The sequence below is a fragment of the Paenibacillus sp. IITD108 genome (assembly GCF_036541265.1).
Lineage (GTDB): Bacteria > Bacillota > Bacilli > Paenibacillales > Paenibacillaceae > Pristimantibacillus.
Window position 1 is genome coordinate 1 of record NZ_JAZHCT010000015.1, and the last position, 16832, is coordinate 16832.

Annotated in this window: 12 protein-coding genes; all 12 read left to right on the plus strand. The window is 45.6% G+C overall.

Annotation, left to right across the window (positions count from 1 at the left end):
- Positions 1-961: 961 nt before the first annotated feature.
- The gene (locus V1L65_RS14420; RefSeq protein ID WP_331699887.1) at positions 962-1876 is read left to right on the plus strand and encodes a cation diffusion facilitator family transporter; all 915 of its coding nucleotides are present in this window, start codon (positions 962-964) and stop codon (positions 1874-1876) included.
- A 469-nt stretch (positions 1877-2345) separates the two neighbouring features.
- The gene (locus tag V1L65_RS14425) at positions 2346-3113 is read left to right on the plus strand and encodes an NlpC/P60 family protein (protein WP_432501396.1); all 768 of its coding nucleotides are present in this window, start codon (positions 2346-2348) and stop codon (positions 3111-3113) included.
- A gap of 170 nt (positions 3114-3283) precedes the next feature.
- Positions 3284-4402, plus strand: a complete 1119-nt coding sequence (locus tag V1L65_RS14430; RefSeq protein WP_331699889.1) for a Gfo/Idh/MocA family protein — start codon at positions 3284-3286, stop codon at positions 4400-4402.
- 2 nt (positions 4403-4404) lie between these two features.
- On the plus strand, positions 4405-5538 hold the full coding sequence (locus tag V1L65_RS14435; RefSeq protein ID WP_331699890.1) for a mandelate racemase/muconate lactonizing enzyme family protein: 1134 nt from the start codon (positions 4405-4407) through the stop codon (positions 5536-5538).
- A 1-nt stretch (position 5539) separates the two neighbouring features.
- Positions 5540-6472 (plus strand): Gfo/Idh/MocA family oxidoreductase, encoded by a 933-nt coding sequence (locus V1L65_RS14440; RefSeq protein WP_331699891.1) that lies wholly within the window; start codon positions 5540-5542, stop codon positions 6470-6472.
- 72 nt (positions 6473-6544) lie between these two features.
- A complete protein-coding gene (locus V1L65_RS14445; protein ID WP_331699892.1) occupies positions 6545-8344 on the plus strand; it encodes a sensor histidine kinase in 1800 nt (599 codons plus the stop codon).
- Positions 8325-9863 carry a response regulator gene (locus V1L65_RS14450; protein ID WP_331700014.1) on the plus strand — a complete coding sequence of 513 codons (1539 nt, stop codon included), beginning with the start codon at positions 8325-8327 and terminating at the stop codon, positions 9861-9863. The genes V1L65_RS14445 and V1L65_RS14450 overlap by 20 nt, the downstream gene beginning before the upstream one ends.
- Positions 9864-10016: 153 nt before the next feature.
- Entirely contained in the window at positions 10017-10988 is a 972-nt protein-coding gene (locus tag V1L65_RS14455; protein ID WP_331699893.1) for an ABC transporter permease, read from the plus strand.
- The gene (locus V1L65_RS14460; protein ID WP_331699894.1) at positions 10982-11902 is read left to right on the plus strand and encodes a carbohydrate ABC transporter permease; all 921 of its coding nucleotides are present in this window, start codon (positions 10982-10984) and stop codon (positions 11900-11902) included. The genes V1L65_RS14455 and V1L65_RS14460 overlap by 7 nt, the downstream gene beginning before the upstream one ends.
- A 24-nt stretch (positions 11903-11926) precedes the next feature.
- The gene (locus V1L65_RS14465; RefSeq protein WP_331699895.1) at positions 11927-13573 is read left to right on the plus strand and encodes an extracellular solute-binding protein; all 1647 of its coding nucleotides are present in this window, start codon (positions 11927-11929) and stop codon (positions 13571-13573) included.
- A 149-nt stretch (positions 13574-13722) separates the two neighbouring features.
- Complete coding sequence (gene pepV / locus V1L65_RS14470; RefSeq protein WP_331699896.1) at positions 13723-15129, plus strand: dipeptidase PepV; 1407 nt, start codon at positions 13723-13725, stop codon at positions 15127-15129.
- Between the two features lies 1 nt (position 15130).
- Entirely contained in the window at positions 15131-16828 is a 1698-nt protein-coding gene (locus V1L65_RS14475) for a hypothetical protein (RefSeq protein WP_331699897.1), read from the plus strand.
- Positions 16829-16832: the final 4 nt, after the last annotated feature.

The window sequence follows — 16832 nt, forward strand, 5'->3', positions numbered from 1 at the left end:
GGTTCCGTTATTACGCCTAAAATCGTAGTTTTGAGGTGGCAAAGTGACAGACGATCCGTTATTGACCCATTAATCGCAGAAAGTGACCCATTTGGAGCCGTATAGCGGAATGTGTGACCGCGAAATGAAGAAAATGGCGCTTTTTAGGTAAATAACGGAACGTGTGACCGCGTCCAGTTCATTTTGTGATCTAGCGAAGCTTGCGAGATTGTCAATGCATTGTGGATGATGAAACAAGCATAGAAGAGGTGGCACTGCGATCAAGTTTGGGCTTACGACCGCTGTTGTACGCCAATTTTTTTGCATCTATAAAACCTGTAATGGTTAAAATTGGCCTACAAAGGCGGACGCTACCGCTTCTCCAGTCCCAATCTTGCTCCCCGTTACCCTTTTCTTTGCTTATCAAATGTTGAACATTTTTTCAATAGCCTGAAATGTGTACGGTTTTTTCTTATAAAAGGAGACCGGAAACGTTGGAAGTGAGTCGTTGTGCACGGTTTTTCGTACAAAGGTGCTCAAACGATTCCCCAAAAGTCACAAGCGAGGCTAGAGCATGCAGCAGTGAATAACCTGCACAAAGTAGGTTAAATTACCAATAATAAGCCTGAGCAATGATGAACTTCTAAGGGTTGCCACAAACGCTATTCGTGTAAAAATAATGGTTTAAATTTTCTAATGGTTGCTATTGCGCTTAATTTCCAAAAAAGCACTGATTTTGCTCGATATAAGGTACAATAGCGCTCGTGGCAACCATTACATTCTCAAATGAGCTAAAATAATCGAAATAGCCTCTATGGCAACCGTTAGCCAGTTGCATCATGCATTTATGCCGATTTTTGCTCGCGGAAGTTGAGTTATAAGTTTTTTCATCCTTGAGCGAATCCAACTGTGTTGCACAAGCGCATAAAAGTCGGAATAAGGTCAACACTGTTTCTCTAGACCCACACGGGGTTGTTCGGTTATGATACCGTTATTAAGTAACAGGAGGGCCAAGACACTGAATCAGTATAGTGAAATTAAAGAAGCAGAGAAGGGTGCCTGGGTTAGCATTGGCTCGTATTTGGGGCTGACGGCGATAAAGCTAATTGCAGGCTATTGGTTTGTATCCAGCGCGCTTGTGGCGGACGGCTATAACAATTTGACGGATATCGTAGCATCTGTAGCAGTTCTAATTGGCTTGCGCATATCGCAAAAGCCGCCCGATCAAGATCATCCATACGGTCATTTCCGAGCAGAAACTATTGCAGCACTTATCGCTTCATTTATTATGGCTTCTGTCGGCATACAAGTACTTATTTCCGCAGTTAAGTCATTATTCGATACGGTCGAGCGAACGCCGAATTTACTAGCTGCCGTTGTAGCTGGATTTTCGGCGTTATGTATGGGATTGGTTTATGTTTATAACAGCAGGCTAGCCAAAAAAATCGGCAGTCAAGCGCTGCATGCAGCGGCTAAAGACAATTTATCGGATGCTTTAGTAAGCGTAGGCGCTGCCATTGGCATTATAGGCGCACAGTTCGGCTTGCCTTGGCTGGACCCTGTTGCAGCACTAGCGGTTGGAATTATTATTTGCAAGACAGCATGGGACATCTTTTATAGCTGTACACACGCACTCACGGACGGCTTTAATAAGGAGGAGCTCAGCTCGCTAAGTGTTACTATTGCCAAAACAGAAGGCGTTAAAAAAATTAAAGATATTAAAGCGCGAATTCATGGCAGCAAGGTGCTGCTTGATGTAATTGTACTGGTTGATTCGGATTTGAGCTTGAAGGAAAGCCACCGTATATGCGATGAAATTGAGCGCAGAATGAGACGCAAGCATAATATTATGAGCGTTCATGTGCATGTTGAGCCATTGGAGGAAGGGAAGTCATAGTCTTCGAGAAGTAGAAAACAGCATAATCTCATGAATAAAATGGTAGAAAAGTACAGGGTTTATGCTGGTAAATACAGCCAACCCATTTTTATACAATAACAAAATTGAGTCTTTCGTCCTATACAGTATGAGAAAAATGAGTAGCGCAGGGCCGCCTCCTATATAAGAAAATAAGCCAGCTGTAACAGGCTGGGCTCATATACCAGTAAAGGCATCTCATTGGAAGAGATGCCTTTTTATTAATTTTTTCTTAGCAAAATAATGTAATACCTAACTCCCAAAAGCGGTAATTTGATTTAGGAGGATAGGTCGATGCCTGTCCAATACGTCTAAACTTACAATGAATTTGTCGCCGATGACCGGCTGCAACATTCATCAAGAGGAGGCGTATTCATTGCAACGATCTACGAAGGTAAAGTTATTAGCTACTGCCGTTCTTTCTACAAGTTTAGTATTGGGCTCGTTTGCCATGCCGACAGCTCCATCTGCTTATGCAGCTTCGAGTGTACAGGCAGTACAAACGGCTACAGTTAAATATGGTGTTAATTTCCGCACCTCAGCTTCTACGTCCGGAAAAATTATACGCATGCTTAAAAAAGGCGAAAGCGTAACGATTATAAGTAAGCTGAACAGCAGCTGGTACAAGGTTACAGACAAAAACGGTAAAACAGGCTATGTGTCCACGAACTCCAAATATTTAAGTTTGACAGGACAAGCAGGATCTGGGTCTGGCTCATCAGGCTCCAGCAATAGCGGATCTGGCTCTACCGGTTCCGACCAAGGCTCACAAACAAGCAATGCTTCAGTAGAAAAGGTAATTTCTGCAGGTATGAAATATTGGGGAACTCCTTATGAGTTTGGCTCAAATCGTAATTCAACCAAAACGTTTGATTGCTCGGCCTTTGTACAACGAGCATTCCTTGACGCTGTTGGCGTAAAACTGCCGGGCGATTCACGCAAGCAAGGACAATACGTGAAGGATAAAGGCAATGCAAAAACGAGCATTAGCAGCCTTAAGCGTGGAGACCTGATGTTCTTTATGTCTTACAAAGGTAGCAAATCTTCCTCATACAGCGGTATTAACAAATCATCGCAAAGAATTACTCATGTAGGTATTTACCTCGGCAATAACGAAATTCTTCATACCTACTCAAAAGAAAGCGGCGGTGTACGCACAAGTAAAATCAGCGGCACGCATTGGGAATACCGCTTCTTGTATGGCGGCAGCGCACTATAGTTTGAGAAGCTAGATGTCCTAGAAGAAACGGACACTATGAATATGATATTTTCAATTGTATAATAATCTCCTGTTGAACCTGCCTTAGCTATGAGGCAGGTTTTTTATTGTATGATGAAATGGAAGCTTGAGCTGGATGAATAAGACTGCTTATAGGAGATGAATAGACATTGAATAAAAAAATTGGTATTGGGATTGTAGGCTGCGGAATCATCGCTAAAAGGCATATTCAATCATGCTTGTTACTGAGTGAAATGTGTGAAATAAAAGCAGTATCCGATCTGTCTCTAGAAAAGGCAGAGGAATGTGCAACGCTTGCAGGCGAAGGAACAGCTGTATATACCGATTACCGCGAAATGCTTAAACGGGATGACATTCAAGTCATTTCGCTTTGCACGCCTCCATTTTTTCATAAAGAACCAGCTATCGCAGCGTTTGAGCATGGCAAGCACGTACTATGCGAGAAGCCGCTGGCGCCGTCGCTTCAAGATTGCGATGAAATGATTGCAGCCGCCAAAGCAAATAATTGCAAGCTAGCTACCGTATTCCAATTGCGCTTTATTCAAGACATACAAAAGATTAAGCGTATTTTATCTTCCGATCTTATGGGGCCGATTGTATATGCGCAAATGAGCGGTAATTACTGGCGCGGCAGCAAATATTACGAGGTGCCTTGGCGCGGCAATTTTAAAAGCGAGTGCGGCGGCGTCACGATGAATCATTCGATTCATACTTTGGATTTGTTCCTGTGGCTGATGGATACGCCGCTAGCGAGTGTTCAAGCAGAAATGGAAACGCTTAATCACGATATAGAGGTAGAAGATTTGTCCATGGCCATGTTCCGCTTTGAGAATGGCGCAGTGGCACAGGCCAGCTGCTCATTAAATACGGTTAAGGAAGGGCATACGATGAGCTTCTCATCGAATAATCATTATGTGAGTTATCCCTATTCGGTCCATGCGGTCAAGCAATCGGAGCAGGGCGGCGCAGCATTAGATGCGGATGAGGTGGCAAAAATGGAGGAGCTGGCTGCTGCGGTTGTTCCAGAGCTGGATTTGCCAAAGCCCAACCACGCAGATTCATATTATGATTTGTTTCAAGCGATTTTGCAAAATAAAGAGCCGTTAGTAAGCGGCGCAGAAGGCCGGAAAACGATCGAGGCAATTACAGGGATTTATAAATCGGCTACACTTGGCGAGCGCGTCCGTTTTCCGATCACGCCGGATGATCCTTGGTATACTGCAGAAGGCATTTTAGCGAATGTTAAAAAATCTGTACGGGGGGGATAAGCATGAAAATTATAAAAGCAGAGGTATTCCCTTTTCAGATTCCAATGAAGGGTATTTTCAAAACCTCGCGCGGAGTTATAGGCGGAGCAGCGAGCGGCAGAACGGTCGTATTAGTAAAGCTGACGGATGAAGCGGGCAACGTTGGCTGGGGGGAAGGCTCGCCAAGCCGGCTCTGGTCATCTGAAACGATGGAGACAGTAGTCAGCACGCTGGAGAAGTACCTTATTCCCGCCATTATCGGAAGAACTGCAGATGACTTTGCCGGCTTGCACCATGCGATGAATGCTGTTATCGCGCCAGCATTTTCTGCCGCGCATCCAATTGCAAAAAGTGCGATAGATATAGCTGTCCATGACCTTGTCGGAAAGGCAAGGGGAGTATCTGTCGCCAAGCTTTGGGGCTATGAACCTGCGCAGGAAGCTGTTCTAAGCTGGACAGCAAGCGCAGCAGATTTGGACGCTTTGAAAAGCTCGGTTGCGGAAGGCTTGGATAATGGCTATGAAAACTTTAATTTAAAGCTGGGTGTAAATCCGTCGTTTGATATTATGCAGTGTAATTATGTGAAGGAGAAAGTGCCTGACGGCTACCTATGGGGAGATGCTAACGGCGGATATGCTCTCCATGATATTATGCGCATATTGCCTGAGCTGGAGAGAAGCGGCCTCGATTTTCTGGAGCAGCCGCTTGCTTCCAACCAGCTGAAGGATTTGGCAGCAATTAAGCAGCGTATTCATATTCCATTAGGCGTAGATGAGCCTATTGCAACACCAAGAGATTTGATGGAGTGGATACGCCATGATCTAATTACGGCTTACGTGTCTAAGCCAAGCCGCAACAGCGGTTTGTTTATGTCTCGAATTTGTATGGAAATGGCCCAGTATACACCATTAATGATCATATGCAGCGGATTGACAGAGACAGGAGTCGGATTAGCGGCTAATTTACAGCTGGCATGCGCATTCGGCATTACAAAGCCATGCGCTTGGAACGGGCCGCAATTTTTGGAGGATGATATTTTGGAGCAGCCTTTTGAGGTGAAGGGCGGTAAAATTGCTTTTCCAGCAGGAGCTGGGCTGGGAATTGCAGTAGATGAACAAAAAGTGCGTCATTTGGCCGCTCGGGAACGGGGGAAGTAACATGACTTTAGACGCGGGGAAAGATTCCGGCAATAGCAAGCCGGTATTGAAGCTGGGCATGATCGGGCTGGATACTTCGCATGTTATTAAATTTGCAGAAATACTTAATGATGAGCAGTATGCCTATCCTGTTCCAGGTGCGAAAGTGATTGCCGGTTTTCCTGGAGGCTCGCCTGATTTGGAGGCGAGCTACAGCAGAGTTGACGGCTTCACGAAGCAATTGGCAGAGCAATACAACGTTGCGATTATGAAAACAGCAGAGGAAGTTGCCGAAGCTGCTGACGCCCTTTTCATAACGAGTGTTGACGGCCGAGTGCATAAAAGCCAATTTGAAGCGATAGTCAAATATAAGAAGCCCGTCTTTATAGACAAGCCGTTCACATGCAGCTTGAAGGAGGCACAATCGATCTATACGCTTGCCGCCGAGTACGGCATCCCCGTAATGAGCTGCTCCGTATTGCGTTATCTCGATCAACTGGAGGAAGCAATTGCCGCTGATCCTCTGGTGACGGGTATGGATTGCTACACCCCCATGGGGCTTGAAGCGACGAATCCGGGCTGGTTTTGGTATGGTATACATGGCGTTGAAATGCTATTCCGTACGATGGGCACAGCATGCAAGCAGGTGCAAGTGACGTTCAATGAGCAATTCGAGCATGCAACCGCGCTTTGGGAGGACGGGAGGATCGGCACAATACGCGGCAGCCGTACAGGCAACTATCAGTATGGAGCCACATTGCACTATGCAAATAGAAGCATTCACATAAATTCCGCAGCCAGCAAAAAGCCTATGGCGGTTACTATGCTTGAAAACATAATCGATATGTTCCGAACCGGTAAGCCTGCTGTTGCTCCAGAAGAGACATTGGCTATTATACGCTTCATAGAAGCTTGCAATAAAAGCAGGGAGTATAATCAACTCGTAAAATTATAGTTTTACCAGATGTAAAAATAATAAAGAAAAGTGTATACTATAGAATCAACTTTAGTAAAGGCGAGGGATACTATGAAACGGAAAATCAGATTTCATTTCAAGGATTTGAGGCTGAGGACCAAGTTTCTAGTATCCTTTGTTGGTTTAATATTCCTTTTTTTACTAGTAAATAGCATTCTTAATTATTATGTTTCTATTAATTCCATTCAAAAAATATCAGAGCAGCATTCAACGCTTTTGCTGGATCAGATCGCACAAAACTTCGAGCAAAAAATGCAAGAGCTTGAAGAGTTGTCCTTTGTTGAATATAAAAATGCAGCTTTTTGCAAAGTGATTACAGATAAAAAGGCGGACCAAACGGATGATGTTTTGAAAGCGCAATCTATTAAACAGTTTATATATAAAATGGTGTACGCGAATGATATTATTCCGTATGCAGCTGTCTATGAACCGGATGGAAAAATGTATTCACAGCTGCGCACAGGCTATCCCGTTCAACCGGTGCTTGCAGGACAAACACTTACCTTTAAAGAGATGGAGGCGCTGGATTACAAGCGCGGCAAGCCGGTATGGGAAGGAGGCGACTCTAAATTAATTTTTTTGAAAAGGGCGATGTATGATTTGAACAGCTCTGTTTATTGCGGCTCTTTAGTAATCGGCGTAGAGAGCAGCTATTTCAAATCCATCTACCCAAGCAGCGAGGGAATGGGAGAGATTATGTTTGCCAACCGGGACGACGAGCTCATTATTTATAACAGCAGCTTCTCGCAAGAGTTGTTTGAGGCAGCCTCGGCCAGGGAGGACAATACCTTCTATCACCATAAAAATAAATACATTTTTATTGAGCATACAACAACAGACGAAACTTGGAAGCTACTGAATATTGTCAGCCTGGAGCAATTTACATCGTATATGAAGCCGCTTCGCTTCTGGGCTATTTTAATTTTTGTGGCGGCTTTTGCGGCAGCATTTATTAATATTGCGTTTTTGACTAAATCGATAACGAAGCAGCTGCATGTTTTGGTTAACAGCATGAAGGCACTGTCGGTCGGAGCGCTCGATACGGTCATACAGACTGAGGCCAGGGATGAGATCGGAATTATAGCTGAAAAGTTTAATCAGATGGCGGCTACAATTAAAGAGCTTATCCATACAGCCAGCCAAGAGAAGCTGCAAAAGGAAAGAGCGGTATACAAGCAGCTGGAATCCGAATATAAAGCGCTTCAGGCGCAAATGAATCCGCATTTTCTTTACAACACGCTGGAGACCATTCATAGTGCGGCCAAAATCAATCAGCAGCATGAAATCGGCCAAATGATTTATTTGCTCGGACGGTTAATTCGCGAGAGTATTAGCCGCAAGCAGGATTTTATTCCGCTCGCTGATGAGATCGATTTTATTAGAGATTATTTGACCCTGCAAGGCATCACCTACGAATCCCGTTTGCAGGTTGATTATGAGATTGAAGCGGAGTCGCTGGATTGCATCGTTCCGAAGTTTATACTGCAGCCTATTGTAGAAAATGCCATTATGCATGGCATCGAGATGAAATCTGGAATCGGTACGATTCTAATCCGTTGTTATATCGAAAGCGACATTCTCGTAATGATCGTAGAAGATAATGGCGTCGGCATGTCACAGGAGGTCATTGACGAGCTTCTTAGCTCTGAGCCCGATGAAACCGTTGTTCCTAATCCGGAGCGGACAAGAGTAGGCCTGCGAAGTATTCATAGAAGAGTGCAGCTGCTATTCGGTGAAGCGTATGGCATTACGATTCAAAGTATAGTCAATCAAGGCACATCCATTATGATCAGACAGCCAGTAAAGACAGAGGAGGGGATTAAAGTTGGCAATGAAGGTCGCAGTAGTTGAAGATAAACCATTAATCAGGAGAGCTATAACGGAGACGATAGATTGGCAGGCGATGAATTGCGAGCTGGTTGCAAGCGCCGGCGACGGGCTTGAAGGAAAGAAGATTATAGATGAAATAGGGCCGGATATTATCATTACCGATATTCGAATGCCTGATATGGACGGCTTGCAGCTTGCAGCATATGCAGCTGAGACGCTTGACAGCTGCAAGGTCATCGTTATTACAGGCTATCAGGACTTCGCCTATGCGAAGGAATGCGTTCGTCTTGGCGTGTTTGAATATATTTTGAAGCCGATTAACAATGATGAAATATGCTCGGCGGTGATGAAGGCAGCTGCCGGCTTGAGAAAGGAAAGAGAGACGCTGCAGGTAAACAGGGAGTTGTATTCCTCTGCTTTGCGTCAATTTTTATCCGATCTTGTAAGCGGCCAGCTGCAAGCCTCGGAAGCTCGCGGATTGCTGCAAAGCGGACGGCTGGCAGGGCACCGCTTTGCGCTTGTTTTGCTGCGGGAGGAGACATATACTGAGCAGCCGGAAGGATATGCGGCAGCTTCCCTTGACATGCTGATGGCAGAGCAGCTTTTGCCAGGCAAGGCAGAAATATATCGCTTATTGTTAGATGGAAGCCATTTATTCGTTTATATTTTTTCGCCGGAAGTTCCTGAAGCGGTAATAGAGAGGACACTTCGCAGCCGGACGAATGCGCTTGAAGAAGCGCTAAGCGAGCAGGGAAAAAGGAAATACCGCTACGAAGCGAGCTTTCCGATCCGCCGCTTGGAGCAGCTGCGCCCGCATTATTTGGACATTGCTCACAAGCTTAGCATGTACTTTTTTAATTTGGAGGCTTACAGAGCATCTGATCAGGTTAAGCTGTCTGTTTTGCATGAGCTGGAGCAGTTTCAATCTGATTTAGCAGCTGATGATATTGCGGCTGTGCAGGAGCGGATTAATCCCTATTTGTCCGCTATTTCCGTTTATGCATCGGGCAATGTGTCAGTAGCCAGAGCGCTCGTATCAGAGCTGTGCATGACGATCGCCAAGTTCTATTATCGAAAATCAAATCAAGAGCTCATTGTAGGCAAAAATTTGGATGAGCTTCTCATTGAGGTTAGCCAGATTAGTGATTTGTCGGGGGCGGAATGCTTTTTGCAGATGCTTTTGGAGGAATGCCGAAAGCTGAGCGAAGCAGAGCCTTCCAGCTACAGCTCGCTCGTTAAGAGTGTGCTCCGTTTTATCGATGAAAATTATCCAAAAGATATCGGGCTTGCCAGCGTTGCCTCACAATTTCACATTAGCACCGGCCATTTGAGCCGGCTATTGCGCAAGGAAACAGGCGCCAGCTTTGTCGACATCGTTACGCGGACAAGAATTAAGGCTGCCAAGCGTTTAATGCGCGACTCCTCCAAAAGAATTCAAGAAATAAGTGAATTAACTGGTTTTAAAAATTATATTTACTTCTATCAGGTTTTCAAAAAGTATGAGCATATTTCACCGCAAGAATATAAAAACAAACTTTAAAAGAGCAGTTTTCTGATCGTTCCGTCACAAAAACGAAACATGCGCGAAAAACTAATATAATGTTAAAAATACACAATAGTATACGCTTTCATTACCTGATTAAATAGAGATATCGCATTCGATCTTAATTTGTCAGGGGGGGAGCTGGACGGAATGAAATCAGAAACCATATCAGAAGCTGCGATAAAAGGTGCTGTCACTCCGCCGAAGAAAAGCCGCTGGAGAGCAGTGAAGCGAGAATGGTATAAAAACTATGATTTGTACTTGCTTCTTCTTCCAGGAATTATATTTTTTGCTATATTTCGATATATTCCGATGGCGGGATACATTATAGCGTTCAAAGATTACAACATGTTCAAAGGGTTATGGGAAAGTGAATGGGCCGGCTTTAAGTATTTTAGAGAAATGGTTGATCTGGTCAACTTCTGGCCGATGATCCGGAATACGATTATGCTAAATGTTTGGGCTCTCATTTTCGGCTTTCCGGCACCGATCATTCTTGCCCTTATGTTAAATGAAATTCGTAAGAAATGGTTTAAAAGAGTTTCACAATCTTTGCTGTATATCCCGCATTTCATGTCCTGGATTATTCTAGGGGGAATCGTCTACAATGTGCTTTCTCCGACGTACGGCATTGTCAATGAATTGATGCGTAGGCTCGGCATGGAGGAAATTTACTTCATGATCGACAGCGTATGGTGGGTCATTGCTTATGTTGGCTCCGGTATTTGGGCAAGCGCCGGCTGGGGGACGATTCTGTATCTGGCTGCGATGACAGCCATAGATCCGGCGCTGTATGAATCTGCTGAAATAGACGGAGCCGGACGCTTTAAAAAAGTGCTTCATATTACGATTCCGGGCATTATGCCGACCATACTTATTTTGCTAATCATTAATATCGGTAATTTGACGACAGTTGGTTTCGAGCATATTTTTGCCATGCAAAATGCTGCTGTTCAGGATGTTGCGCAAGTTATTTCCACCTTTATTTACAGCTACGGTATTCAGCAGGGCAATTTCAGCGTAACGACAGCTGTAGACACTGTCCAATCCTTAATTAACCTGGTGTTGATTCTTGGGGCCAACTATACAGTGCGCAAGATGGGGAGGGAAGGCTTGTGGTAGACAAGAGCAAAGCAGCGAAGGTAAAAGTGAGAACAAGAAAGGTGTATCGCCCTGGAGATGTTGTGTTCAACATATTCAATTACGGAATAGTTGCGCTTTTGACTTTTACTTGCGTCTTTCCATTTTTAAATCAGTTCGCAACCGCTTTCAGCGGCGAATATGCGATCAAGACAGGACAGGTATATATTTGGCCGGTTGATTTCCAGCTGGACGGCATAAAAGCCGTTATAATGGATTCGGTTATTTTTAGGGCTCTATTAATTACAATCTTCTTGTCTGTAGTCGGCACGGCAGCAAATCTGCTGTTTACGGTTATTACGGCATACCCGCTGTCACGTAGAGATTTGAAAGGCAGAGTTCCAGTCATTAATTTTATTTTGATTACGATGCTTTTTTCCGGGGGGATGATTCCATCCTTCCTGCTCGTAAAGGAGCTGGGGCTGCTTAACAATTTGGCAGCACTCATTGTTCCCGGCTTGATCAGCGCCTTCTACGTATTTATTATGATGTCCTTTTTCCGCGGCTTGCCGGAGGAGATTCGCGAATCTGCTACGGTGGACGGCTGCAGCAACATGATGTATATTTTGAAATTTGTGCTCCCGCTCTCAAAAGCTACTCTGGCAACGGTTGGCTTGTTCTATGCGGTAGCCCATTGGAACAGTTACTTTTCAGCCGTGCTGTATATCGATAATCCGGACTTGTATCCACTGCAGGTAAAACTGCGCAACATATTGCTGCTATCGCAAATGGATACATCGCTTGAGACGCTCAATAATGAATTTGGTCTTGATTTGATTCAGGAATCTTTAAAAGCAGCGACAATTGTTTATTCCACAGTGCCGATTTTGTTGGTATACCCTTGGCTGCAAAAGTATTTCGTAAAGGGTGTTATGATCGGCTCTGTTAAGGGATAGAAAAAATGATAAGGAGGAAGGTCAATGAAAAAGCAGCAGCTTGTTTTAGCATTAATAATCGCGGCATTACTAGTTTTTGTTGCAGCTGGATGCTCAGGCAGCAGTACGCCTAAAACTCCTGCAAGCAGCAATAATGGCCAAAAGGAACAAAATAACGAGGGGCAAGGAAAAGAAGAGAATGAGCCGCAAAAGATAGAGACGATTAAAGTGGCGATCTGGGAGCGGGGTAATGCTCCTGAGGGACAAAAAATTACCGATACGGTTATGTCGCGCTGGGTAAATGAGCAAATGGCGCCGCTGGGTGTAAAGGTAGAATATGTTCCGCTTCCGCGGTCGGAGGAATCCGCAAAGCTTAGCGCATGGATGGCTTCTGGCACAGCGCCGGATGTAGTGTTGTCGTATGACATCAACACATTTTTGAAATATGCTTCACAAGGCGGCCTTGCTCCGCTTGACGATGCTATTTCCAAATACGGTCAAGATATTATGGTCAACAATAAAGAGGCTATGGAAGCTGTAGGCACATACGATGGCGTGCGTTATGCAGTTATGGCTAGAAAGCCAAGTGTTAACGGACCGACTATGAGTATTCGCAAAGACTGGCTTGATAAGCTGCAGATGGAGATTCCTACTACGCTTGATGAGCTTTACGAAGTGTTGAAGGCATTTAAGGAAAAGGATCCGGGCGGAGTGGGCAAGGATAAAGTGATTCCTTACTCTATGCCGGCTATCGGTCAAGCATCCACTGCATTTATGTATGGTACAACATTTGGGGCGGGAATGGGCAATGATGGTCCTGCCAGCCAAATATACTTTGCAACAGGAAAAATAGTAGACGGCGAGTTTAAATCGGGAGTTGTTTTGCCTGAAGGACGCGAGCATTTTAGATTTATGAACAAGCTGTACAAAGAAGGACTTATTCCTAAGGAATTTATTACGGACGTTAACTCTCAAAAGCATACAGAAAACGTAATGGCAGGCTATGTGGGCTTTATGGATGCCAACAAGCAAGCCTATGCCTTCAATGAGGAAATGGTTAAAGGCGGTATTGCAGACGTAAACTGGATCACACTCGAGCCGCTTAAGGCTCCTAATGGAGAACAAATTATTAATGCAGGCTCGCCATTCGGTATGTTCATTATGGTGCCGAAAACAAGCATCGATAAGACAGAAGCTGTCGTCAAATATTTGAACTGGATGTCTGATCCTGATGTTATTGTGACATTGAACGACGGCTTTGAGAATGAGCATTATAAAGTGGAGGACGGCATTCGGATTCTGCTTGATCCAGAAAAGAAAAAGAATGAAATCAGCTGGTATGCTCCGGACTTGGCTATTATGAGCCTGGGTCTTCCATGGTATCCAACAGATTTGGCGAGAATCCAGTATAAAGATAAAGGCGAGCAATTTGTTGAAGGGGTCATTCAATACCGCGAAATTATGACAAAATACGGTGTATTCCAGCCTACACTAACAAATGAACGCCCTTGGACAGAAAAAAATATGAGCGCGCTGGAAGGTATGCTGTATGAGGAGCTGTCGAAAGTTATTATTGCCGCAGATTTTGATGCCGCATATGATACTCTAATGCAAAAATGGGAAAAACTTGGCGGATCAAAGTACGATGAAGAGGTTACAGCAGGCTTGAAGGAAATCGGCAAAATCAATTAATAGCCATTATCGGTATAGTGATTAGTTGAAAACAGAAGAGATGAATGAACACAAGAAGGCTTAAGGATTTCACAAAGCGGCCGGTGTTTAATTCATCTCTTTCTTTTCTCCTTGAATTTCAATCATTCCTAATAAGCTGGTGATCAGGCATGAGAGTAGGTCAGGCAGTTTTAAAATACGAGACAGACATTATTCGCGAGTTAAGCGCGCTTATCCGTATCCGCAGCGTGAAGGAGCCGGCGCAGCCTGGCATGCCGTATGGGCCTGGTGTTGCCAGAGCGCTTGATTACATGCTGCAGTTGGGCGAAGCGCTAGGATTTAACATATGCAACGCGGATGGCTACGCAGGACATATCGAGTGGAGCGGCGGGGAAGAAATCGCCGCTGTTCTTGTTCATCTTGATACCGTTCCGGAGGGAGACGGCTGGAGCAGTAATCCGTTTACAGCCGAAATCCGCGGTGATTTGCTGATCGGAAGAGGGGCTTCTGATAATAAAGGGCCGGCTGTAGCTGCTGTTTATGCGCTTGCCGCATTAAGAGATGCCATCGGCAGACCGGAGCGAACGATAAGGATTATTTTTGGCACCGACGAAGAAAGCGGCATGACCGATATGGACTATTATTTCTCAAAGCATCCGCTTCCGTTATACGGTTTTACACCGGATGCCTCCTATCCGATTATCCATGCCGAGAAAGGATTTTTAGTTAATACGCTCTATGAAAAAAGAGATGCTGCTTGCCGCACTCCTATCCTTTCAATATCAGGAGGGGAAGCGCCGAATATGGTGCCGGATTATTGCGAAACGATACTGGATGGGGGGCTGCTTTCAGCAGAAGCGATCACCATACTGAAAGAGCATGCTAAAGCTTTAGACAGGGCTGAGCTTGATTGGCGCGACGGTTGCCTGAAGCTAAAGATAAGGGGTAAGTCAGGGCATGGCTCCTATCCGCCATCCGGCATAAATGCGATTGTATTAACACTGCAGCTGCTGAATAAAGCCGGTTTGCTTCACCCGCAACAACATAAACTGCTTTATGATTTGCATAAAAGCATCGGCTCTGAAGCGTTCGGACAATCGCTCGGCATCGCTTGCGAGGACCCTAAACACGGCAAATTGACTGTGAATTTGGCTGCGATCCGAGCAGATCGCGAGCAGGCATCAGCAGTTTTGAATATAAGATATCCTGTAACAAAAAATGGGGAGCAGCTTTTGAAGCAGCTGGAAGCGCGCTTTGCAAAAATCGGGATTGAGTTTTGGACAGAACAGCATATGGAGCCGCTTTACATTTCAGAGGATCAACCGCTCATTAAGAAGCTTGGCCGCGCCTATGAGCTTGTCATGAAGGAGCAGGTCAAGCTGCTTTCGATCGGAGGCGGCACCTATGCCCGGAAGCTGCAAAACAGGGGAGTTGCATTTGGCGCAGGCTTTCCGGGACGCAATCATGGACCTGGCGCGCATCAGCCGGATGAATGCATCTCGATTTCGGATTTAATGCTGCATGCCCAAATCTGTACGCAGGCGTTATACGAATTGCAAAAAAAGGGAGATGAATGAGATGGATAAGCAGTTGAATGCAAGCAGTCACAATGAGCTGCTGCGATTGGCTCGATTGCTGGAACAGCAGTGGGACAATCACCTTGAAAAAATAAACCGGGCACAGGATGAATTGGAGCGGCAAGCGCTTGTCAGCAAAGGGCTGCTTAATCTGACAACGGCTTTGTACTGTTGTTCTGCCTCCCGTTATTACAAGGATGATCAAATGCTTGATTGGGTGAAGACGGCTTGTCATTGCCTGCTGGCGGAACAGCTGGCAAGCGGATGTATTTCGCTGGCTAATTGCAATATCGATTCACCCCCGGATACGGCTTTTCAGGTGCACGGCACTACACTGGCTTATACGGTTATGAAGGAAAGCGGCATAAAGCAGCTGGCAGAGGCGATGGAACTGCTCGAGCTGTTTTTGCAGCGCGCGAAGCAGTGTCTGCTTACAGGCGGCATACATACGCCGAATCATCGCTGGGTCATGTGCGGAGCGCTCGCTAATTTATATGAGCTGTTTCCGGATGAGGCGCTGAAGGAAAGAGCGTTCCAGTTCTTTTCGGAGGAGCTTGATATTACGCCTTACGGGGAATGGACGGAGCGCAGCAATGCGATGTACAACTCGGCGCTGGCCATTCATCTTATCGATGCAGCAGAGATTTTTGAGCATCAGCCAGCCTGGGATGCTGTACGCAGCAACTTGCTCATGATGCGTCATATGTTTCATCCGGATGATACGATCGCAACGGAATATTCGGGCCGTCAAGATCTCGGCCAGCAAGCGAAGATGAATGATTGGTACTATACGGCGCTGCACCTGATGGCAAGCAAGGAGCAAAGCGTGGAGCTTGTTGCGCTTGCCCGTTACGCGGAGCAGACAGCAACGGCAGGCGCTCACGCGCTCATGTACTGGATGCTGAAGCCGGAGCGCATGGCATTGCCAGACATACGCGATGCTGAGATGCCGAAAGCATACACCGTTTTTCTTGGTGAAGGGAATGAAACACTGGTTCCCGCCCATATTCCTTATTTGGGCAAGCTGGTGCAGCATCCGCATGGAGCGCCGCTTGTGCGCCATAGACGGGGAGACTTGAGCATTACGCTTATGTCCGGACAGCAGGATATTTTGTATGTGCAATACAAAAGCACTCGAATGGTTGGATACAGGCTTGGACTAGGCTGGTTCGGCATTGGCTCGGCAGCGTTTCCTTCTATGAAACAGCTGGATCAACATACGTACCGTTTGGAAATTAGCCTTGAGGGCTGTTACTTTGAGCCGCTGCCGCCTGCCAAAACAGAAGGGCTTAAAGGAAGCTATGTAAATATGCCCAACCATGAGCGCGGCAAGACGCATCAATCCCAGCTGGATATCGCGCTTGAGGTCAAGCTGCTTGAGGATGGGGCTGATTTAACGATAATATCGCAATCTGTGCCTAATATTTTGGTGCAGCATATTTTTCAGTTCATGCCGGAAAGCCAGTTCGCGGGCGAAGGGATAAAACCGTCCGGAAATCCGCTGGTCAGCTGGCTGACCCAAGGAACAGCCTGCATCGAGCAGGAAGGCAGCTGCATGACAATCGGTCCTGGCACGCATCGCCATCTGGAGGTTGTGCCGCGTAATGACCGGATAAATCATGAGCTTAATCGGCTAGTTATAAACGGCAAGACGCCGCTTTCGGATACGATATCGATTCGGTGCTTTGACCGGTCCTGAAAGG